Origin of the sequence: Edwardsiella anguillarum ET080813 (assembly GCF_000264765.2) — a bacterium.
GTDB classification, from domain to species: domain Bacteria; phylum Pseudomonadota; class Gammaproteobacteria; order Enterobacterales; family Enterobacteriaceae; genus Edwardsiella; species Edwardsiella anguillarum.
The window spans coordinates 3,740,152-3,759,879 of the sequence record NZ_CP006664.1 but is presented as its reverse complement, the minus strand read 5'-3'; the positions used below and the strand labels follow the sequence as shown (position 1 = coordinate 3,759,879).

20 protein-coding genes are annotated in these 19,728 nt (G+C 60.8%); 13 read left to right on the top strand and 7 right to left on the bottom strand.

Annotation, left to right across the window (positions count from 1 at the left end):
• The first annotated feature begins 40 nt into the window (after window positions 1-40).
• From rsxA to gstA, 9 genes are all read left to right on the top strand, one after another.
• The gene (gene rsxA, locus ETEE_RS16910; protein WP_015461468.1) at window positions 41-622 is read left to right on the top strand and encodes an electron transport complex subunit RsxA; all 582 of its coding nucleotides are present in this window, start codon (window positions 41-43) and stop codon (window positions 620-622) included.
• Window positions 622-1,197 carry an electron transport complex subunit RsxB gene (rsxB, locus tag ETEE_RS16905; RefSeq protein ID WP_034163442.1) on the top strand — a complete coding sequence of 192 codons (576 nt, stop codon included), beginning with the start codon at window positions 622-624 and terminating at the stop codon, window positions 1,195-1,197. Before rsxA ends, rsxB begins: the two co-directional genes overlap by 1 nt.
• Window positions 1,190-3,460 carry an electron transport complex subunit RsxC gene (gene rsxC, locus ETEE_RS16900; protein ID WP_038631584.1) on the top strand — a complete coding sequence of 757 codons (2,271 nt, stop codon included), beginning with the start codon at window positions 1,190-1,192 and terminating at the stop codon, window positions 3,458-3,460. Before rsxB ends, rsxC begins: the two co-directional genes overlap by 8 nt.
• Window positions 3,461-4,498, top strand: coding sequence for an electron transport complex subunit RsxD (rsxD, locus tag ETEE_RS16895; RefSeq protein WP_034163444.1), 1,038 nt, complete (start codon window positions 3,461-3,463; stop codon window positions 4,496-4,498).
• 9 nt (window positions 4,499-4,507) lie between these two features.
• Window positions 4,508-5,137 carry an electron transport complex subunit RsxG gene (rsxG, locus tag ETEE_RS16890; RefSeq protein WP_034163445.1) on the top strand — a complete coding sequence of 210 codons (630 nt, stop codon included), beginning with the start codon at window positions 4,508-4,510 and terminating at the stop codon, window positions 5,135-5,137.
• A complete protein-coding gene (locus tag ETEE_RS16885; protein WP_034163446.1) occupies window positions 5,134-5,844 on the top strand; it encodes an electron transport complex subunit E in 711 nt (236 codons plus the stop codon). The genes rsxG and ETEE_RS16885 overlap by 4 nt, the downstream gene beginning before the upstream one ends.
• Complete coding sequence (gene nth / locus ETEE_RS16880; protein WP_034163462.1) at window positions 5,844-6,485, top strand: endonuclease III; 642 nt, start codon at window positions 5,844-5,846, stop codon at window positions 6,483-6,485. The genes ETEE_RS16885 and nth overlap by 1 nt, the downstream gene beginning before the upstream one ends.
• A gap of 574 nt (window positions 6,486-7,059) precedes the next feature.
• Window positions 7,060-8,532, top strand: coding sequence for a dipeptide/tripeptide permease DtpA (gene dtpA, locus ETEE_RS16870; protein WP_034163448.1), 1,473 nt, complete (start codon window positions 7,060-7,062; stop codon window positions 8,530-8,532).
• Window positions 8,533-8,683: 151 nt separating this feature from the next.
• On the top strand, window positions 8,684-9,289 hold the full coding sequence (gstA, locus tag ETEE_RS16865; protein WP_034163449.1) for a glutathione transferase GstA: 606 nt from the start codon (window positions 8,684-8,686) through the stop codon (window positions 9,287-9,289).
• A gap of 82 nt (window positions 9,290-9,371) precedes the next feature.
• On the opposite strand, the gene pdxY is transcribed toward gstA, so the two are convergent.
• From pdxY to anmK, 5 genes are all read right to left on the bottom strand, one after another.
• Window positions 9,372-10,238: a pyridoxal kinase PdxY gene (pdxY, locus tag ETEE_RS16860; RefSeq protein ID WP_034163450.1), complete on the bottom strand. Its 867-nt coding sequence runs from the start codon at window positions 10,236-10,238 to the stop codon at window positions 9,372-9,374.
• A gap of 73 nt (window positions 10,239-10,311) precedes the next feature.
• Window positions 10,312-11,586, bottom strand: coding sequence for a tyrosine--tRNA ligase (gene tyrS / locus ETEE_RS16855; RefSeq protein ID WP_034163451.1), 1,275 nt, complete (start codon window positions 11,584-11,586; stop codon window positions 10,312-10,314).
• 198 nt (window positions 11,587-11,784) lie between these two features.
• Window positions 11,785-12,438, bottom strand: coding sequence for a pyridoxamine 5'-phosphate oxidase (gene pdxH / locus ETEE_RS16850; RefSeq protein WP_034163463.1), 654 nt, complete (start codon window positions 12,436-12,438; stop codon window positions 11,785-11,787).
• A gap of 252 nt (window positions 12,439-12,690) precedes the next feature.
• Window positions 12,691-12,996: an MliC family protein gene (locus tag ETEE_RS16845; RefSeq protein ID WP_081854130.1), complete on the bottom strand. Its 306-nt coding sequence runs from the start codon at window positions 12,994-12,996 to the stop codon at window positions 12,691-12,693.
• A 20-nt stretch (window positions 12,997-13,016) separates the two neighbouring features.
• The gene (anmK, locus tag ETEE_RS16840) at window positions 13,017-14,147 is read right to left on the bottom strand and encodes an anhydro-N-acetylmuramic acid kinase (protein WP_034163464.1); all 1,131 of its coding nucleotides are present in this window, start codon (window positions 14,145-14,147) and stop codon (window positions 13,017-13,019) included.
• 382 nt (window positions 14,148-14,529) lie between these two features.
• Between anmK and ETEE_RS16835 the strand changes: the two genes are divergently transcribed.
• Complete coding sequence (locus tag ETEE_RS16835; RefSeq protein WP_034163465.1) at window positions 14,530-14,997, top strand: outer membrane lipoprotein; 468 nt, start codon at window positions 14,530-14,532, stop codon at window positions 14,995-14,997.
• A 70-nt stretch (window positions 14,998-15,067) separates the two neighbouring features.
• On the opposite strand, the gene slyA is transcribed toward ETEE_RS16835, so the two are convergent.
• Window positions 15,068-15,499: a transcriptional regulator SlyA gene (gene slyA / locus ETEE_RS16830; protein WP_034163466.1), complete on the bottom strand. Its 432-nt coding sequence runs from the start codon at window positions 15,497-15,499 to the stop codon at window positions 15,068-15,070.
• Window positions 15,500-16,342: 843 nt separating this feature from the next.
• On the opposite strand from slyA, the gene gloA reads away from it, so the two are divergent.
• The 3 genes from gloA to ETEE_RS16815 all read left to right on the top strand — a co-directional run bounded on the left by gloA (window position 16,343) and on the right by ETEE_RS16815 (window position 19,031).
• A complete protein-coding gene (gloA, locus tag ETEE_RS16825; protein ID WP_034163467.1) occupies window positions 16,343-16,750 on the top strand; it encodes a lactoylglutathione lyase in 408 nt (135 codons plus the stop codon).
• A 133-nt stretch (window positions 16,751-16,883) separates the two neighbouring features.
• Window positions 16,884-17,549, top strand: coding sequence for a ribonuclease T (gene rnt / locus ETEE_RS16820; protein ID WP_034163468.1), 666 nt, complete (start codon window positions 16,884-16,886; stop codon window positions 17,547-17,549).
• Between the two features lie 159 nt (window positions 17,550-17,708).
• Entirely contained in the window at window positions 17,709-19,031 is a 1,323-nt protein-coding gene (locus ETEE_RS16815; protein WP_034163469.1) for a Na+/H+ antiporter family protein, read from the top strand.
• 68 nt (window positions 19,032-19,099) lie between these two features.
• Here the strand turns inward: ETEE_RS16815 and ETEE_RS16810 are convergent, their stop codons facing one another.
• Window positions 19,100-19,444 carry a Grx4 family monothiol glutaredoxin gene (locus tag ETEE_RS16810; protein ID WP_015461457.1) on the bottom strand — a complete coding sequence of 115 codons (345 nt, stop codon included), beginning with the start codon at window positions 19,442-19,444 and terminating at the stop codon, window positions 19,100-19,102.
• Window positions 19,445-19,728 lie beyond the last annotated feature (284 nt).

Genomic DNA, 19,728 nt, shown 5'->3' with positions numbered 1-19,728 from the left:
CATCTTCCGGCTGATCTTTCTGCTTTGTAGGTTTTGTGTGATGACCGATTACCTGTTGTTGCTGGTCGGCACCGTCCTGGTCAATAACTTCGTCCTGGTTAAATTTCTCGGCCTGTGCCCCTTTATGGGGGTATCGAAAAAGCTTGAGACGGCGATGGGCATGGGACTGGCAACCACCTTTGTACTCACCCTGGCGTCCGTTTGCGCCTGGGCCGTAAACCAGTTTATTTTGGTGCCGCTGGGGCTGACCTATCTGCGCACCCTGACCTTTATTCTGGTCATCGCCGTCGTGGTACAATTCACCGAGCTGGCGGTGCGTAAAACCAGCCCGATTCTATATCGTCTGCTGGGCATCTTTCTGCCGCTGATCACCACCAACTGCGCGGTGCTCGGCGTGGCGCTGCTCAACGTCAACCAGTCACACAACTTTCTGCAGTCGGCCGTGTACGGGTTTAGCGCCGCCGCCGGCTTCTCGCTGGTGATGGTGCTGTTTGCCGCCATCCGTGAGCGACTGGCGCTGGCCGACGTCCCGGCGCCGTTTCGCGGCGCGTCCATTGCCCTCATCACCGCCGGGCTGATGTCTCTTGCCTTTATGGGCTTTAGCGGATTGGTGAAATTCTAATGTCTTCATTGTGGATAGCGATCGCCGCCGTCAGCGCCATCGCGCTGCTCTCCGGCCTGATCCTGGGATTTGCCGCCCGCCGTTTTCAGGTGGAGGCGGACCCCATCGTAGAACGTATTGACGCCCTGCTGCCGCAGAGCCAGTGCGGCCAGTGCGGTTACCCTGGCTGCCGCCCTTATGCCGAGGCCGTCGCCAACGGGGAGAAGATCAACCGCTGTGCGCCGGGCGGCGACGCGGTAATGCGTAATATCGCCGCCCTGTTGGCCGTCGATCCGCAGCCGCTGGAGGGCGAGAGCGCCCAGCGCGAGCCTCAGCGCCAGGTCGCGCTGATCGACGAGGCCAACTGTATCGGCTGCACCAAGTGTATTCAGTCCTGCCCGGTCGACGCCATCGTCGGCGCGACGCGAGCGCTGCACACCGTCATCAGCGATCAGTGTACCGGCTGCGGCCTGTGTCTGCCGCCCTGCCCGACGTCGTGTATCCAGCTGGTGCCCGTCCCTACCACGACCGCCACTTGGAAATGGGATTTGCAGACCATCCCCGTACATATTCTGGAAGTTGAGCGCCATGTTTAAGCTGTTCGCCGCACTGCGTAAAGAGAGACTGTGGGACTTTACAGGGGGGATCCATCCCCCTGAGATGAAACAGATCTCCAGCGAGATCCCGCTGCGCCGCATTCCGCTGCCGAATCTGCTGATCATTCCGCTGCAGCAGCACCTGGGACCCGAGGGGGACCTGCTGGTCAAGGTGGGCGAACGGGTGCTGAAAGGCCAGCCGCTCACCCATGGCAATGGCCGCACCCTGCCGGTACACGCGTCGACCTCCGGCACCATCAGCGCCATCTCGCGCCAGGTGACCGCCCACCCCTCCGGCCTGCCCGAGCTGTGCATCAGCCTGGTTCCCGACCAGCAGGAGCGCTGGGGAGAGCGCCACCCGCTGCCCGACTATCGCACCCTGACGCCCTCGGCGCTGATCGACCATATCCATCAGGCCGGGATCGCCGGACTCGGCGGCGCCGGTTTCCCGACCGCCGCCAAGCTCAACGGCGGCGTGGATCGCATCAATACCCTGATCATCAACGCCGCCGAGTGTGAGCCCTACATCACCGCCGACGATCGCTTGATGCGCGAGCAGGCCGCGGATATCGTCACCGGCTGCGCGATACTGCGCCACATTCTGTCGCCTGAGCGGGTGCTGATTGGCATCGAAGACAATAAGCCGCAGGCGATCGCCGCCCTGCGGCAGGCGTTACAGGGTCACGATCAGATACAGCTGCGGGTGATCCCCACTAAGTATCCCTCCGGCGGGGCCAAGCAGCTGATCAAGATCCTGACCGGCATGGAGGTTCCCCACGGTCGACACTCGGCCTCCATCGGCGTGCTGATGCAAAACGTGGCGACGGTCTACGCCATCAAGCGCGCCGTCATCGACGGAGAGCCGCTGATCGAGCGCGTGGTCACCCTGACCGGCGAGCAGATGCACCGCCCGGGAAATGTCTGGGCCGCCATCGGTACGCCGGTGAAGCATCTGCTGCAAAACGGCGGGTTTATTGCACAGAACAAGCACCCGATGGTGATCATGGGGGGCCCGCTAATGGGGTTTACCCTGTCGCGCCTCGGCGTCCCGGTGGTCAAGATCACCAACTGTATCCTGACGCCTTCGCGCGATGAATTCAGCGCCAGCGCGGCGCAGGCGGAGCAGCCCTGCATTCGCTGCGGCGCCTGCGCCGACGTCTGTCCAGCGCGCCTACTGCCCCAGCAGCTGTACTGGTTCAGCCAGGGCAAGGAGCACGATAAGGCGCGCGACTACCATCTGCAGGAGTGCATCGAGTGCGGCGCCTGCGCCTATGTGTGTCCCAGCAACATTCCGCTGGTGCAGTATTATCGACAGGAGAAGGCCGAGATCCGCGCATTGGACGATGAGGCCCGACGCGCCGCCGAGGCCAAGGCGCGCTTTGAGGCCCGTCTGGCGCGACTGGCGCGGGAAAAGGCGGCGCGCGAGCAGCGTCATAAACAGGCCGCCGTCAGCGTCAGCAACAGCGATCGGGAGACCATCCAAGCCGCGCTGCAGCGCATTAACCTGCGTAAGGCGGGGCCGACCGATGACGTCACCGCCGCGGTAAGCGATCCGCGGCAGGCGGCGCTGGCTGCTGCCATCGCCCGCGCCAAGGCCAAGCAGGCCGCGGCCCCATCGGCCGCGAACAGCGACGCCGACGCTCCGGCGCCGCAGGACGATCCGCGTAAGGCGGCCATCGCCGCCGCCATCGCCCGCGCCAAAGCCAAGCAGGCCGCGGCCCCATCGGCCGCGGACAGCGACGCCGACGCTCCGGCGCCGCAGGACGATCCGCGCAAGGCGGCCATCGCCGCCGCCATCGCCCGCGCCAAGGCCAAGCAGGCCGCGGCCCCATCGGCCGCGAACAGCGACGCCGACGCTCCGGCGCCGCAGGACGATCCGCGTAAGGCGGCCATCGCCGCCGCCATCGCCCGCGCCAAGGCCAAGCAGGCCGCGGCGAGCGAAGCCGACGCCGAGCCACCGGCGGCAGACAAGGGTGAAAGCCCTCGCCGTCAGATCCACCGGGCAACGCTGCAGGCAGCCTACGCGCCAGGATCCGACGCGGATACACCGGCAGCCTCGGAAAAAGAGACGCCGACGTCCGATCGCCAGGCCGCCATCGCCACGGCAATCGCTCGGGTGAAAGCCCGCCAGGCATTGGTCAGCGGAGAGGCCCCTCAGCCCGCCTCTCCGTCCACCCCCACGGATGCGCAGAAAGCGGCCGTCGCGGCCGCTATCGCCCGCATTAAGGCAAAGCAGGCGTCCGCAGCGCCAAGCGAGGAATAAATGGCCTTCAGAATCGCCAGTTCACCCTTTACCCATAACCGCCAGAACACGGGGCGCATCATGTTCTGGGTCGTTGCCGCCGCCCTGCCTGGCATCGTGGCGCAAACCTACTTTTTTGGCTACGGCACGCTTATCCAGCTCACGTTGGCCATCCTCACCGCCTGCCTCTGTGAGGCGCTGGTGCTGCGTCTACGCCGACGCCCGCTCAGTACGCTCGGCGATAATTCCGCGCTGCTGACCGGGCTGCTGCTGGGCATCAGCCTGCCGCCGCTGGCGCCCTGGTGGCTCGTCGTGCTCGGCAGCGCCTTTGCCATCATCATCGCCAAGCAGCTGTACGGCGGGCTGGGGCAGAACCCCTTCAACCCGGCCATGGTCGGCTATGTCATGCTGCTGATTGCCTTCCCGGTGCCCATGACCACCTGGCTGCCGCCGCAGAGCCTGCTGAGCCAACCGCTGGATCTCAGCCATACTCTGTCACAGATCTTCGGCGGTCACGCCGCCGATCTGCACGCCCTGCTCAGCGTGGACGGCGTAAGCTCCGCCACGCCGCTCGACAGCGTGAAGACCGGGCTGCGCAGCGGCCAGACGCTGACGGAAATCTTCCGCCAGCCCATCTGGCAGGGCGAGCTGGCCGGTTTAGGGTGGCAATGGGTCAACGCAGGGTTCCTGCTCGGTGGCCTGCTGCTGCTGCTGCGCCGCATTATTCACTGGCAGATCCCGCTAGGCTTCCTGGTCGCCATGGCGCTATGCGCCGCGCTGGGCGGTGGGTTGGCGCCGCAGAGCATTGCGCCGCCGCTGACTACCCTGTTCTCCGGCGCCACCATGCTGGGCGCGTTTTTCATTGCTACCGATCCGGTCACCGCGGCCACCACGCCGCGCGGCCGCCTGATCTTTGGCCTGCTCTGCGGCGTACTGGTCTGGCTGATCCGCACCTATGGCGGCTACCCCGACGGCGTCGCCTTTGCGGTGCTGCTGGCCAACATCTGTGTGCCGCTGATCGACCACTACACCCAGCCGCGCGTTTATGGCCATCGCTAAGGAGTCTTCATGCTAACCACTATGCGCCGCCACGGTATCCGCCTGGCCCTGTTCGCCATCCTCGCCACCGCGCTGACGGCCATCGTGCATCAATTGACCACCCGCACCATCGCCCGTCAGGCGGCGCTGCAGCAGCAGCGACTGTTTGATCAGGTGATCGCACCGGGCGACTACGACAACGACCTGCAGCGTAGCTGTCTGCTGCTGCGCGACCCGCGCCTGGGCGACGGCGCGGAGCACCGGCTGTATCTGGCCCAGCGTCAGGGCCAGCCGATCGCTGCGCTGGTCGAGGCCACCGCGCCCGATGGCTATGCCGGCGCCATTCGCCTGCTGGTCGGCGCCGATTTCAGCGGTAAGGTTCTAGGCGTACGGGTGCAAGAGCAGCACGAAACCCCAGGGCTCGGCGATAAAATTGAAATCCGTATCTCCGACTGGATCGACAGCTTTCGCAACAAGGTCGTACACGGCGCACAGGACCCGGCGTTTCGGGTAAAGAAAGACGGCGGCGAGTTCGACCAGTTTACCGGCGCTACCATCACTCCGCGGGCGGTGGTTAACGCCGTTCGCCGCACTACGCTGGCAATCCGCGATATCCGACCGCATCTGGCCAGCCTGCCGCGCTGTGGAGAAAGTGAATGAGTGAGGCCAAAAATCTATTCATCAACGGGCTATGGAAGAACAACTCGGCCCTGGTACAGCTGCTCGGCCTCTGCCCGCTGCTGGCGGTCTCCTCGACCGCCACCAACGCCCTGGGGCTGGGGCTGGCCACCACGCTGGTGCTGGTCTTGACCAACAGCGCCGTTTCGGCGCTGCGCCGCTGGGTGCCCAGCGAGATCCGTATTCCTATCTATGTGATGATCATCGCCTCCGTCGTCAGCGCGGTGCAGATGCTGATCAACGCCTACGCGTTCGGCTTGTATCAATCCCTGGGGATCTTTATTCCGCTGATCGTCACCAACTGCATCGTCATCGGGCGCGCCGAGGCCTATGCCGCCCACCATCCCGTCGGGGTAGCGGCGCTGGACGGCCTGGCCACCGGGCTAGGCGCGACCGCGGCGCTGTTCGTTTTGGGCGCCCTGCGTGAAATCCTGGGCAACGGTACCCTATTCGACGGCGCCGACCTGCTGCTCGGCCACTGGGCCCGCGCGCTGCGCATCGAGCTGTTTCATACCGATACGCCGTTCCTGCTGGCCATTTTGCCGCCGGGCGCATTTCTTGGCCTTGGGTTTATGCTAGCGTTCAAATATGTTATCGATCAAAAGCTACGCCGGCGTCAGGCGCAGCGTAGCGCCGTTGGCCAAGCGCAGCGCAGCGCGGCGCCCACGGACAACCATGAGCAGGCATGATGAATCAGGAAAAACGCATCGAGATACTCCGGCGCCTACGCGACGCCAATCCGCAGCCGACCACCGAGCTTATCTACAGCAGCCCGTTTGAACTGCTGATCGCCGTGCTGCTGTCGGCCCAGGCGACCGACGTCAGCGTCAATAAGGCAACCGCGACGCTGTTTCCGGCGGCCAACACCCCCGCGGCGCTGCTGGCGCTCGGCGTGGACGGTGTCAAGCGGCACATCAAGACTATCGGTCTGTATAACGGCAAAGCGGAAAACATTATCAAGACCTGCCGTCTCCTGCTGGAGCAGCACGGCGGCGAGGTACCGGAGGATCGCCCTGCGCTGGAAGCGCTGCCCGGCGTCGGACGCAAGACCGCCAACGTCGTGCTCAATACGGCCTTCGGCTGGCCGACCATCGCCGTCGATACCCATATTTTCCGCGTCTGTAACCGCACCCGCTTTGCGCCGGGAAAGACGGTCAACGAGGTTGAGGAGAAGCTGCTTAAGGTGGTACCGGCGGAGTTCACCCTCAACTGTCATCACTGGCTGATCCTGCACGGGCGCTATACCTGCATCGCCCGGCGCCCGCGCTGCGGCTCCTGCCTCATCGAGGATCTGTGCGAATTCCGCGATAAAGTCTACCCCGAGCAGTAGGCCCTTTCCCGGTGCCGCGCACTGCTTATCCGGCGGTGCGCGCCGCCCTCTGCTGTGATCTCTCCCCCGTTTTTACCTCTGCTAGCGCAGTTTCACTTTATTTGCCACAGCGCAAGCACTTTCGTTGTCGTAATTTTGAGGTTGATCACATTTAAATCGTTAATATTATTCTTCGATTGATGCCGATATGTTGCTCTATTTGATGATTTTGGAAAAAGACGATAATTTAGTACAATCAAATACAATTATTGCGAACAACCAGATAATAACCCTGCTTTTTATAAAAATAGCGAAATATACAACGAAATTGCTTTTGTACGGCAATTCGGCAAAATTTTACATCGGAAAATGCATTTTAGGCGTTAGTTCCCTCTGAGTAACATTTGTAACATTATCGGATTATTCCATAGAATGTTTGTGTAACAGAATATGACAAAGCTATTGTCAGCCTGCAAAATATCGTTAAGAGTACCCCTCTTCCTGCCGCGTATAACAATGTAAACAGTATGTTTTTTAAACATGCGCCGCGGCCGTTACCCGTCGTCAGACGGGCGTGAAAAACCAGAGGTAACTTGTGTCAAACGCAAACAACAACCAACCGGAAAACGTGAGTCTTAACGCGTTTAAACAGCCCCGTGCTTTCTATCTGATCTTCTCTATCGAACTGTGGGAACGTTTTGGCTATTACGGCCTGCAGGGCATCATGGCCGTTTATCTGGTCAAGATGCTGGGCATGACCGAGGCCGACTCCATTACCCTGTTCTCCTCCTTCAGCGCCCTGGTATACGGCTTCGTCGCTATCGGCGGCTGGCTGGGTGACAAGGTGCTGGGTGCCAAGCGCGTCATCATGCTCGGCGCGCTGGTTCTGGCCATTGGCTATGCCTTTGTCGCCTACTCCGGCCATGACCTGTCGCTGGTCTACGTGGGGATGGCGACCATCGCGGTCGGTAACGGCCTGTTTAAGGCTAACCCCTCCTCGCTGCTCTCCACCTGCTATGAGAAAAACGATCCGCGCCTGGACGGCGCCTTCACCATGTACTACATGTCGGTGAACATCGGTTCCTTCTTCTCTATGCTGGCAACCCCGTGGCTGGCGGCCCGCTTTGGCTGGAGCGTCGCGTTCTCCCTAAGCGTCGTGGGCATGCTGATCACCCTGGTCAACTTTATGATGTGCCGTCGCTGGGTGAAGGATCAGGGCTCCAAGCCGGACTTCGCAGCGCTGCAGGTCGGCAAGCTGATGATGACCCTGGTCGGCGTGGTGATCCTGGTCGCCATTTCAACCTGGCTGCTGCATAACCAAACCATCGCGCGCTGGGCGCTGGCCATCATCTCCGCCGGCATCATCCTGATCTTCGCGAAAGAGACCTTTGCACTGCAGGGCGGCGCGCGCCGTAAGATGATCGTCGCCTTCCTGCTGATGCTAGAAGCCGTGGTCTTCTTCGTGCTGTATAGCCAGATGCCGACCTCGCTGAACTTCTTCGCCATCCATAACGTTGAACACAGCATCTTCGGCATCGCGTTCGAGCCGGAGCAGTATCAGGCGCTGAACCCGTTCTGGATCATGGTCGCTAGCCCGATCCTAGCCGCAATCTACAACAAGATGGGCGACCGCCTGCCGATGCCGCACAAGTTTGCTATCGGTATGGTGCTGTGCTCCGGCGCGTTCCTGGTGCTGCCGTGGGGCGCATCCTTCGCCAATGAAGCGGGGATTGTGTCGGTTAACTGGCTGATCCTGAGCTATGCGCTGCAGAGTATCGGCGAACTGATGATCTCCGGTCTGGGTCTGGCCATGGTGGCGCAGCTGGTGCCGCAGCGACTGATGGGCTTTATCATGGGCTCTTGGTTCCTGACCACCGCCGCCGCGGCGCTGATCGCCGGTAAAGTGGCGGCGCTGACCGCCGTGCCGGGGGGCGAGGTTGCCGATCCCCACGCGTCACTGGCTATCTATAGCCACGTATTTATGCAGATCGGTATCGCTACCGCCGTCATCGCCGTGCTGATGCTGCTGACCGCGCCGAAGCTGAACCGCATGACCCTGGGCGATTGATTTCTCTCCCTCGCGAAAAAGGCGCCCCTGCGGCGCCTTTTTTTTACCGCGGGCGCGCCGCGTATAAATTCTATCTGCCACACAGACAGACTGCCGCTGACGGACTACGCTAAAGGTCATCTACCCAGCGGAAACGTCCAAGGAGCGAGTGATGAAATTGTTCTATAAATCCGGGGCCTGCTCTCTTTCACCGCATATCGTACTGCGTGAGGCCGGTCTGGACTTCACCATCGAAAGTGTGGATCTGGCCAGCAAACGTACCGAGCACGGCAGCGACTATCTGCGTATTAATCCCAAGGGACAGGTGCCGGCGCTGCTGCTGGATGACGGCAGTCTGCTGACCGAAGGGGTGGCCATCGTGCAGTACCTGGCCGATCGGGTGCCAGACCGCGCGCTGATCCCGCCGCAGGAGACGCTGGCGCGCTATCACGCGATCGAATGGCTCAACTATATTGCCACCGAGATCCATAAGGGATTCAGCCCGCTGTTCAATCCGCGCCAGCCGCAGGAGAGCAAGGCGATAGCGCGCGCGGCGCTGGAGAAGCAGTTCCACTACCTCAACGGCGTACTCAGCGAGCGTCCCTACCTGCTGGGGCCCAGCTTCAGCGTCGCCGACGCCTATCTGTTCACCACGCTGTGCTGGGCCAAGGCGATGCACTTCGATCTGGCCGTCTGGCCGGCGCTGGCCGACTATATGGCGCGTATCGCCGCGCGGCCGGCGGTCGATGCTACGCTCAGCGCCGAGGGGTTGAAGTAGCGCGATCGACCCTGAGCGCGCAGCAGACAAGTAAAAAAAAGGCCTCCCAGGGGAGGCCTCGTTTTTTGCGGATCGTCCGGGATCAGCCGTGCAGCGCCCGCGCCGTATAGCGGTGCTGCGGACAGGCGATGCGATCCTGGGCGGCGACCAGCTGCAGCTCGTACTCCCCCATCGCCTGGGTCGTCAGCATCACCTCATAGACCGCCGCCGTAACGTGCTCCAGCGCGCTCTGCAGCGACTCGCCCTTCAGCAGGTTCACCAGCAGCAGACCACTGGTCAAATCGCCAACGCCCACCGGCTGGCGGGCACCGAAGTCCACCAGCGGACGGGCGATGTGCCAGGCCTCGTCGGCGGTGACCAGCAACATTTCAAAGCGGTTGCGATCGTAGCCGGCATTGTGCAGGTGTTTGACTAAGACAATGCGCGGGCCACGGGCGATCAGCGCGCGGGAGGCCGCCAGGGCCTCCTCAACGCTGGTTATCTTACGATCGGTCAGCGTCTCCAGCTCCAGCAGATTGGGCGCCATGATATCGCTGCAGGCGACCGCCTGCTGGCAGAAGAACTCCGCCACGCCTGGCGCGACGATGCACCCTTTTTCCGGGTGTCCCATCACCGGATCACAAAAATACCATGCGTCGGGGTTACTCTGCTTCACCTGTCGAACGATCTGCAAAATATGCTCGCCCTGCTGCGGCGAACCAATGTAGCCGCTCAGCACCGCGTTGCAGCGCGTCAGCTCCCCAATATCGGCAATCCCTTGCACAATCTCGGTCAGATGATTAGCCGGCATCACGCTGCCGGTCCAGTGACCGTACTGAGTATGGTTAGAAAACTGAACGGTATTCAGCGGCCATACGTTAACGCCCATGCGACGCATCGGGAAAACAGCGGCGCTGTTGCCGGCGTGGCCAAACACCACGTGAGATTGAATGGAAAGGATATTCTTCATCGTATTTTTGCTTATCTGCCCACTGGGCAGTCGTTGGTATTAACGGGGGCCGCAGCCCCCTTGATTGCTGTGATTACTTCCAGCAGATCAGGCAATAGTTCTTCTTGCCGCGACGCAGCAGCGTATAGCGGCTAAACAGACGATCGCCGTCGCTGAAAGTGTATTCAGGGTCGGACTGTTTCTCACCGTTGACGGTGACCGCGTTAGAGGCGATGGTTTTACGCGCCTGGCCACGCGACGGCTGCAGTTCGGCGTCAACCAACGCCTGCTGCAGATCGGCGCCTTTATCCATTTCGACCATCGGCATGCCATCCTGTGCCAGCTGGGCAAAGTCGGCCTCGGTCATCTCGCTCAGGCTGCCGGAGAACAGGCTATGGGTGATACGTTTCGCCGCCTCCAGCCCCGCCTCGCCGTGCACCAAGCGCGTCACCGCCTCGGCCAGCACATACTGCGCGCGCGGCGCCTTGCCGCTGTTCTTATCTTCCTCTTCCAGCGCATTGATCTCCTCAATGTCCATAAAGGTGAAGAATTTCAGGAAACGGTATACGTCGGCATCGGCGGTATTGATCCAGAACTGGTAAAACTTGTACGGGCTGGTCTTTTTCGGATCCAGCCATACCGCGCCGCCTTCGGTCTTACCAAACTTGGTCCCGTCGGCCTTGGTGATCAGCGGGACGGTCAGCCCCCACACCTGCTGCTGGTTCATGCGGCGGGTCAGGTCGATGCCGGAGGTAATGTTCCCCCACTGATCGGATCCGCCGATCTGCAGTTCGACGCCGTGCATACGGTTCAGGCTGGCAAAGTCATAGCCCTGCAGCAGGTTGTAGGAGAACTCGGTGAAGGAGATCCCCACATCGTCACGGTTCAGACGCTGCTTAACTGCCTCTTTGTTAATCATCTGGTTAACAGAGAAGTGCTTGCCGATATCGCGCAGGAAGGTCAGCACATTCATGCCGCCAAACCAATCGTAGTTATTGGCGGCAATCGCGCTGTTGCTCCCACAGTCGAAGTCCAGAAACGGCGCTACCTGACGGCGGATTTTATCCACCCAGCTCTGCACCGTCTCTTCGGTGTTCAGCTTACGCTCGGTCGCCTTAAAGCTCGGATCGCCGATCAGACCGGTCGCCCCGCCCACCAGCGCCACCGGCTTATGCCCGGCCTGCTGGAAGCGCTTAAGGCACAGCAGGGGAACCAGATGGCCCAAGTGCAAGCTGTCAGCGGTCGGATCGAATCCGCAATACAGTGCGATGGGCCCCTGCGCCAGTCGCTCTGCCAACGCTTCTTCATCCGTAACCTGGGCAACGAGGCCCCGCTCTTGCAGTTGTTTAATCAGGTTGCTGCTTGCCATTAATAACTCCATTAGTGTTAACACACACCGTTACCCTCGCGGGGCGGTGTCAAGGCGGATAATAAACGCTATAGGATAAAGCGCCGCGCTCCGTCACGCCAGCCTTTACAGGGGAAATTACGCCGTTAGGCTGTGCCCGTAACCGTTTGAGGGTTAAGGCGTAGCCAAATGGCCGCCGCCGCCGTCCCTGTCCCCAACCTAGGGCGCCAGGCGGTCAATTTGCCAACCACCCCCATCGCGCTGATACAGAAAACGATCGTGCAGGCGGCTTTCGCGTCCCTGCCAAAATTCGATGGTCTGCAGCGATACCCGATAGCCGCCCCAAAAGCTAGGCAGTGGGATCTCACCCTGCAAAAACTTCTGCTTCAGCTCCAAAAACTTGCTCTCCAGGATCCCGCGGGTGGAGATGCGCGCCGACTGGTGTGACACCCAGGCGGCAATCTGACTGTCCTTCGGTCTGCTGTGAAAATACTTCATCACCTCCAGGGCCGAGAGACGGTGAGCCGTGCCGGTGATGCTGACCTGTCGATCCAGCATATGCCAGGGGAAGTGCAGGCTAATACGCGGATTCTCCTCCAGCTGCTGAGCCTTATTGCTGCCCAGATTGGTATAAAACACCATGCCCTGCGCATCGTAGTGCTTCAGCAGCACGATGCGCTGATGGGGCTGGCCGGACTTATCCACCGTCGCCACGCACATGGCGGTCGGATCGGCCAGACGCGCATCGCACGCCTGACGCAGCCAGCGTTCGAACAGATCCAGCGGATTGGCGGTTAAATCACGGCGGCGCAGGCCGCCGCGCACATAGTCGCGGCGCAGATCGGCAATATCAAACTCGTTGTTTTCACTCATATTCAACGTCCTGCCAGCGGAGATAGGTTCATTCTGCACGCTGGCCGTCACAATCTCAATCGCCTGCGTTTCCCCGCCCCCCGTCAGGCGGGAGGGATCGGGGATTTTGCCATACAAATTCCTCCCGAGCGGCGCTGGGCGACGATCGGGAATGAGATGTAATTCATTGATAATAAACATGATAAGCTCACCACCTGCCGCAGGGCGAGCCGGACGGTGACAGCAGGGGGGAAACTATAGGGACAGTCGGGCTCAGCGCTGCAGCCGGCAATCATTCAGGATTAGATGCCCGTCACGCTCGACAAAAGCGCCCTCGCCCTTAGACCAGAAGGTATAGCGGCCATCGCTGTAGCGCACGCCCGATGCCGAGAGCGTCTGTGGCAGTGTCAGCGCGTTGCCGTCCAGCACCAGACGCACCTGGCGCCGGGCATTATCCTGTTGTAGGGTCAGCGGCAGCGTGCCACAGCGATAGTGCAGCGTCTGTGGCGGGGTGACGCCGAGCCACTGACACCCGCCCAGCGTCAGCATGGCGGTTACCGCGAGGGAAAAGCGCATCATAGAGCCCTCCGTTGATAAAGCTATAGAGCGATACCGGCATCGTAGGGATTGACCGGGTAGATGGCGCCCAGCAGCGTCGGACGATCGGCGCCGGTCACCGACGGCAGGTTGCCGGGCAGTCCCGAGAGCGTCCGGTAGGCCAGCCAGGCAAAGGCCAGCGCCTCCATATCATCCGCGCTGACGCCGTATTTATCGGTCGACGCGACCTCGGTGCCCGGCAGCAGGGCCGCCAGCCGGGCCATCACCAGCGGATTGTGAACGCCGCCGCCGCAGACCAGCAGGCGCTCGCAGCCGCCGGCCAGCTGTACCTGATCAGCGATGCTGCGCGCCGTCAGCTCCGCCAGCGTCGCCTGGACATCCCGGGCGTCCACGCCGGGCCAACGCTGCAGGTGCCGCTCCAGCCAGCCGAGATTAAACAGCTCCCGTCCGGTACTTTTCGGCGCCGGACGCGCAAAATAGGGATCCGCCAGCATCTGCGCCAGCAGCGCGCTAAGAACGCGACCGCCGCGCGCCCAGACGGCGTCGGCGTCGTACGGACGTCCGCACCGGCGCCAGATCCAGGCATCCATCAGCATATTGCCCGGCCCGGTATCAAAGCCGCGTACCGCCGCGCCAGGCAGCAGCAGCGATAAATTGGCGATCCCCCCGATATTCAGCACCATGCGTCGCTCGCCGGGGTGGGCCAGCAGCGCATGATGAAACGCCGGAACCAGCGGGGCGCCCTGCCCGCCATAAGCCATATCGCGCCGCCGAAAATCGCCCACCGTGGCGATCCCTGTCAGCGCCGCTACGCGGTTATTATCCCCCAGCTGCAGCGTAAACGGCGCGCTCCCGTCGGGCTGATGCCAGACGGTCTGCCCATGGCAACCGATGGCCACGATATCATGGGCCGTCAGCCTCTGGCGCTGCAGCAGCTGATTGACCGCCTCGGCATACAGCGTGCCCAGGACCCGATCCAACTCGCCCACCGCCGCCAGCGTCGTCTCCTGCCCCTGGCTCATGGCCAGGATCGCCGTCTTGACCTCATGGGGAATGGGGTGAACGTAGCGTCCCTGGTGTGCCACCAGCGTTTCATCGATCGCGGCCAGAACCACATCAATACCGTCCAGGCTGGTGCCGGACATAATGCCGATATAGCGTCCCGTTTTCATTTTCTCTTCCGACTCCGGTGGTGCGACGCGCCGCGCAGGCCGTCGCCGGTATTTCGTCCAGCCTATCACCCAACTAACGGATCGACTTAACTTTTATCAATATCGGCGCCAATTGCGGATAAATCCGACGCCAGCAAAAAGCTGCAACATAATTTCCGGATTCCGACTTCTTAAGCTACCGTTTTATCATTAGAATAACATTATACATGCCATACTGATGGGCAGTACGCCGCCGTCGGCGACGGTTTACCCACGGTTAAGCCATTTTGACATACACTGAAGCTACGCTCGTCCCGCGGGCGCGTCCGGTCATGAGGCCCAGCCATCTCACCGCCGCCCCCTGGGAAAGAACACGGGTAATGGTAATAAAAGGAACCTAATCATGATGAAGCGTCTTATTATTGTCGCTATTGCCACGGCAACCCTGGCGGGCTGTGCCAATACCAGCACCCTGTCCGGTGACGTGTACAGCGCCAATCAGGCCAAGCAGGTACAGCAGGTAACATATGGCACCATCGTCTCCATGGAGCCGGTACAGATTCAGGCCGGTAACGAGGCGAACGTGATCGGCACCATCGGTGGCGCCGTCATCGGTGGTCTGCTGGGTAACACCATCGGCGGCGGCACCGGACGCAGCCTGGCGACCGCCGCAGGCGCCGTCGCGGGCGGCGTGGCTGGCAACAGCATTGAGGGCGCGGTCAACCGTACCAATGGCGTCCAACTGGTGATCCGTCTCGACAGCGGTAAGACCATCGCCGTGGTGCAGAAAAACGACAAGCAGGCTTTCCGGGTTAATCAGCGCGTGATGCTGCTGAGCAACGGCAGCACCGTTAACGTCTCGCCGATGTGATCCCGCGCCAATAAAAAAAACCGGAGGCATGCCTTCCGGTTTTTTTTTGACTGCTCGAACGCGGCGCTGTTTATTTATTCTGTAAATGAATAATGTTCTGCTCCAGACGTTCGACCAGACTGGTCAACAGCGAGACCTCATCCGCTGAGATACCGTCCAAGATTTCACTGCGCGTCAGCGAAATCACGTCGGTCACTTCCTTAATCACGGGTTCGGCACCGTCCGTCAGCTTAATGCGTTTGGCGCGGCGATCGTTAGCACAGATATGTCGAGTAATCAGCCCTTTATCTTCCAGCTGATCCAGCGTACGTACCAGTGACGGCTGTTCAATGCCAATCGCCTTGGCCAGCTGAATCTGTGACTGCTCAGGCGGCAGGCGATGAATGTTATACAGCGTCACCCAATGCGTCTGCGTCAGCTCCAGCGGCTTCAGTCGCTGATCGATCAAGGCGCGCCATACACGCACCAACCGTGATAAATCCGACCCCAATGTTGATTCCAATTTAATCTCCTTATAATGAGCGTGCTAATCCATAAACCCGATACACCGTCATCACCGTCCCGTGTCCAGAAGCCACGACTCAGCGTGCTGCTCCCCTATGGACCGGATCCGGCGGCGCGATGCCCGTTGGTTTCCCCCTTCCGGTGAAACGCAGCGGTCAGGCTTCAGGCGGCGAGCTCCTTTCGGCTATGGCACCGAACGGTAACGCATCATCATCCCGATGCCCGTGCCGGGTACATATCGGCCAATTCCTTTGTGATGCACTCCCCCACGTCTATGGACGCCAAAAGCATCGATAGCCGAGCGGTTGCGTGCGAATAATATTAACCAGTTAGCTAAACAATATAAAGCAAAATAATGAAAAAAATCTTATTCATGCTTATTGTTTGCTCATTAATAAACATACATATTGCAAATATATCAAAATTAATCGTGGCCTATCACATAATACACCACGAGAATGCGCTAGGCCTGCTACGCACAGGCTGGGCGGGCGATCGCGCCGTCGCCCCCGCCCACCGACGCCTCATTTATTGATTTAACCTGCATGATAAAAATGCAACATAAATATCTATCACACAAATTTCATCCAATGCCGGGAAGAAACATCAAATAATTATTTAAGCCATTATGATAACAATTAATCTATTAAAAGTGTTAAAGCGCCTCTGGGTCCGTCACCGCCCTACGCCACCCGCGGATCGCCGCGCCGGTGACCCGCCGGGATCCACGCAATAGACGCTTCGCCAAACCACCCAGCCCTGCGGGTTTGGCGTTGCCAAGCCGGCGGCCGCTGTGACACTATTGAAACGTCTTTTTACTTTGTCAGCGTTGAGGATAACTATGCGTGTACTTCATACCATGCTGCGGGTCACTGACCTGAAGCGCTCCGTCGACTTTTATACCCAGGTACTGGGCATGCGCCTGCTGCGCACCAGCGAAAACGAAGCCTATAAATACTCTCTTGCCTTCGTCGGCTATGGCGATGAGAGCCAAGGCGCCGTGATCGAGCTGACCTATAACTGGGGCGTCGATAGCTATGAGATGGGCAGCGCCTTCGGCCATATCGCCCTCGGCGTCGATAGCGTCGCCGCTACCGTTGAACAGATCCGCCGCGCCGGCGGCAACATTACCCGTGAGGCGGGCCCGGTCAAGGGCGGCCATACGATCATCGCCTTTGTCGAAGATCCCGACGGCTATAAAATCGAGCTGATCGAAAACCGCTCGGCCAGCGAAGGGCTGGGCCGCTAACGCCCCGTCCCTTTCACCCGGGCGGACGCAATATGTGCCGCCCGCCCCCCTTCTCATTGGCCATCCCCGTGTAAAACACGGCGAAATTTGCCATAATACGCGCTGCATTCAAAATAAAGACACCAACGAACCCATGGCTGACACCTCTAATCTCAACGCGCTGAGCGCGCGCTTTCGTGGCTTTTACCCGGTCGTCATCGACGTCGAAACCGCGGGCTTTGACGCCAATTGCAACGCCCTGCTGGAAATTGCTGCCGTCACTCTGCGAATGAGCGACGACGGCTGGCTGGAAACCGATCAGTGCCTGCATTTTCATATCGCTCCCTTTGAGGGCGCCGTGCTCTCGCCAGAGGCGCTGGCCTTTAACGGTATCGATCCACACAACCCGCTGCGCGGCGCCGTCAGCGAATATACCGCGCTGCACGCCATCTTTAAGATGGTGCGCAAGGGAATTAAAGATCAGGCGTGCAATCGCGCGGTGGTGGTGGCCCACAACGCCCACTTTGACCACTCCTTTCTGATGGCGGCCGCAGAGCGCGCCGGGCTGAAGCGCAACCCATTCCATCCGTTCGCCACCTTCGATACCGCCGCTCTCAGCGGGCTGGTTCTCGGCCAAACGGTGCTGGCCAAGGCCTGCATCAGCGCGGAGATCCCCTTCGACAGCGCCCAGGCCCATTCGGCCCTGTATGACACCCAGCAGACCGCCACGCTGTTCTGTGAGCTGGTGAACCGCTGGAAACGCCTGGGCGGCTGGCCCCCGGCTGGCCTGAACGATGCCGACCTCTCCGCGGAGGCATAGCCGCCCCCCGCAGACCACGCCCGCTCCGCGGGCGTTTTTTATTCCGCCCCGCGGCGGCGGGGAAAAGGTCACGCCAGGGTATTTTTTTGTCGTGCCACGCACGGAAACATGCTAATAATCCTGCTATTGCCTTGAACGACTTTTAGGACATTGACGTCTATGAATGCTGTTGTAATTGCCGTGGTCGTAATGCTGCTCCTCAGCCTGCTGCGGGTCAACGTGGTGATCGCCCTGATCGTCGCCTCGCTGGTTGCCGGCCTGAGCGGCGGTCTCACGCTGGACACCACGATCGCCACCTTCAGCGGTGGGTTGGGCGGCGGCGCGGAGATCGCCCTCAGCTACGCCATGCTGGGTACCTTCGCCGTCGCGATTTCGCGCTCCGGGATCACCGACGTGCTGGCCCACGGCGTGATCCGCCGCATGGGGCTGGCGCCGAGCACCCACCGCCTGTTCTGGTTTAAATACGGTCTGCTGCTGATCCTGACGCTGATCGCCATCTCGTCGCAGAACCTGATCCCCATCCACATTGCCTTTATTCCCATTCTGATCCCGCCGCTGCTGCACCTGTTTTCGCGGATGAATCTCGATCGGCGCGCGGTAGCCTGCGTGCTGACCTTTGGCCTGATCACCCCTTATATGGTGCTGCCGATCGGCTTTGGCGGCATCTTCCTGAACAATATTCTGCTGAAAAACCTCAATGAGAATGGGCTGCAGGTCACCGCCGCCCAGGTGCCCAGCGCCATGCTGCTGCCGGGGCTGGGGATGCTGTTCGGTCTGCTGTTGGCCATCTTCTTCAGCTACCGCAGGCCGCGCCGCTATAGCGAAGGGCGCATCCTCTCCGCCGAGCCGGAGCATAAGCGTATTCATTTACGGGCCGTATGGGTCGCCGTTGTCGCCATCATCGCCGCCCTAGGAGTACAGCTGGCGACCAACTCCATCGTGCTCGGAGCGCTGATGGGTTTTGTGGTGTTTATTCTCGGCGGCGTGATCCACTGGCGGGATACTCAGGATGTCTTTACCCGCGGGGTGCATATGATGGCGATGATCGGCTTTATCATGATCACTGCCTCCGGGTTCGCCGCCGTGATCAAAGCCACCGGCAGCGTAGATACGCTGGTGACCTCCATCGAGGGGGCAATCGGCGGCAGCCGGGGACTGGCCGCGTTTCTGATGCTGGCGGTCGGGCTGGTCATCACCATGGGCATCGGCTCCTCCTTCTCCACGGTGCCGATCATCGCGGCAATCTATGTGCCCCTGTGCATTGCCTTTGGCTTCTCCCCCATGGCAACCATCGCCATTATCGGCGTCTCCGGGGCGCTGGGGGATGCCGGATCGCCGGCCTCTGACTCCACCCTGGGGCCAACCTCTGGGCTGAATATGGACGGCCAGCACGATCACATCTGGGATTCGGTGGTGCCCACCTTCCTGCACTACAACCTGCCGCTGCTCGGCTTCGGCTGGGCGGCGGCGATGATCCTCTAGCAAGCGGCCCCTGCCGATATGCAAAAGGCGCCCTGCGGCGCCTTTTTACATGGCCTAACGCCGCGCGATCAGGCGTTGTCCTGCGCCGCTGAGCCGTGGCGCGCCGCGGCCTCTTTGATCAGCGTCTGCAGCTCGCCGCGCTGATACATCTCCAGCACGATGTCACACCCGCCGATCAGCTCACCCTCGACCCACAGCTGCGGAAAGGTCGGCCAGTTAGCAAACTTCGGCAGCTCGGCGCGGATGTCCGGGTTCTGCAGGATATCCACGTAGGCAAAGCGCTCGCCGCAGGCAGACAGCGCCTGCACCGCCTGCGCAGAAAAGCCGCAGCTCGGCAGCTTCGGTGAGCCTTTCATATACAGCAGAATCGGGTTCTCGGCGATCTGGCGCTGAATCTTTTCGATAGTGGTCATGGTCTTTACTTCCTTAAATATCCAGTGTTATAGCGGTAACGCAGTATATTGTCATTATCGCCCGCGTCGACCGCGGCAGACAAGGGATGGGGCACGAAAGGCGCCTCCCCCGCCCGCCGCAGGACGCGCGGCGTCGGATTGCACTATTGTAGCGGCGGGCGAGGCAGGAAAAAAACACCATCTTTTGCAGGGTCTATTGCACAGCGCGCTGCCGCGGCAGCGCATCGCCTCTCCGCCAGCCGCACATTATTCGCCCATTATCCTGCTCAAGCATTTTTTAATAG

What these genes read in the sequence shown, in the direction of transcription:
- rsxA (WP_015461468.1), top strand. Translation starts at nt 41, where the DNA reads ATGACCGATTACCTGTTGTTGCTGGTCGGCACCGTCCTGGTCAATAAC.
- rsxB (WP_034163442.1), top strand. Translation starts at nt 622, where the DNA reads ATGTCTTCATTGTGGATAGCGATCGCCGCCGTCAGCGCCATCGCGCTG.
- rsxC (WP_038631584.1), top strand. Translation starts at nt 1,190, where the DNA reads ATGTTTAAGCTGTTCGCCGCACTGCGTAAAGAGAGACTGTGGGACTTT.
- rsxD (WP_034163444.1), top strand. Translation starts at nt 3,461, where the DNA reads ATGGCCTTCAGAATCGCCAGTTCACCCTTTACCCATAACCGCCAGAAC.
- rsxG (WP_034163445.1), top strand. Translation starts at nt 4,508, where the DNA reads ATGCTAACCACTATGCGCCGCCACGGTATCCGCCTGGCCCTGTTCGCC.
- ETEE_RS16885 (WP_034163446.1), top strand. Translation starts at nt 5,134, where the DNA reads ATGAGTGAGGCCAAAAATCTATTCATCAACGGGCTATGGAAGAACAAC.
- nth (WP_034163462.1), top strand. Translation starts at nt 5,844, where the DNA reads ATGAATCAGGAAAAACGCATCGAGATACTCCGGCGCCTACGCGACGCC.
- gstA (WP_034163449.1), top strand. Translation starts at nt 8,684, where the DNA reads ATGAAATTGTTCTATAAATCCGGGGCCTGCTCTCTTTCACCGCATATC.
- pdxY (WP_034163450.1), bottom strand. Translation starts at nt 10,238, where the DNA reads ATGAAGAATATCCTTTCCATTCAATCTCACGTGGTGTTTGGCCACGCC.
- tyrS (WP_034163451.1), bottom strand. Translation starts at nt 11,586, where the DNA reads ATGGCAAGCAGCAACCTGATTAAACAACTGCAAGAGCGGGGCCTCGTT.
- pdxH (WP_034163463.1), bottom strand. Translation starts at nt 12,438, where the DNA reads ATGAGTGAAAACAACGAGTTTGATATTGCCGATCTGCGCCGCGACTAT.
- ETEE_RS16845 (WP_081854130.1), bottom strand. Translation starts at nt 12,996, where the DNA reads ATGATGCGCTTTTCCCTCGCGGTAACCGCCATGCTGACGCTGGGCGGG.
- anmK (WP_034163464.1), bottom strand. Translation starts at nt 14,147, where the DNA reads ATGAAAACGGGACGCTATATCGGCATTATGTCCGGCACCAGCCTGGAC.
- ETEE_RS16835 (WP_034163465.1), top strand. Translation starts at nt 14,530, where the DNA reads ATGATGAAGCGTCTTATTATTGTCGCTATTGCCACGGCAACCCTGGCG.
- gloA (WP_034163467.1), top strand. Translation starts at nt 16,343, where the DNA reads ATGCGTGTACTTCATACCATGCTGCGGGTCACTGACCTGAAGCGCTCC.
- rnt (WP_034163468.1), top strand. Translation starts at nt 16,884, where the DNA reads ATGGCTGACACCTCTAATCTCAACGCGCTGAGCGCGCGCTTTCGTGGC.
- ETEE_RS16815 (WP_034163469.1), top strand. Translation starts at nt 17,709, where the DNA reads ATGAATGCTGTTGTAATTGCCGTGGTCGTAATGCTGCTCCTCAGCCTG.
- ETEE_RS16810 (WP_015461457.1), bottom strand. Translation starts at nt 19,444, where the DNA reads ATGACCACTATCGAAAAGATTCAGCGCCAGATCGCCGAGAACCCGATT.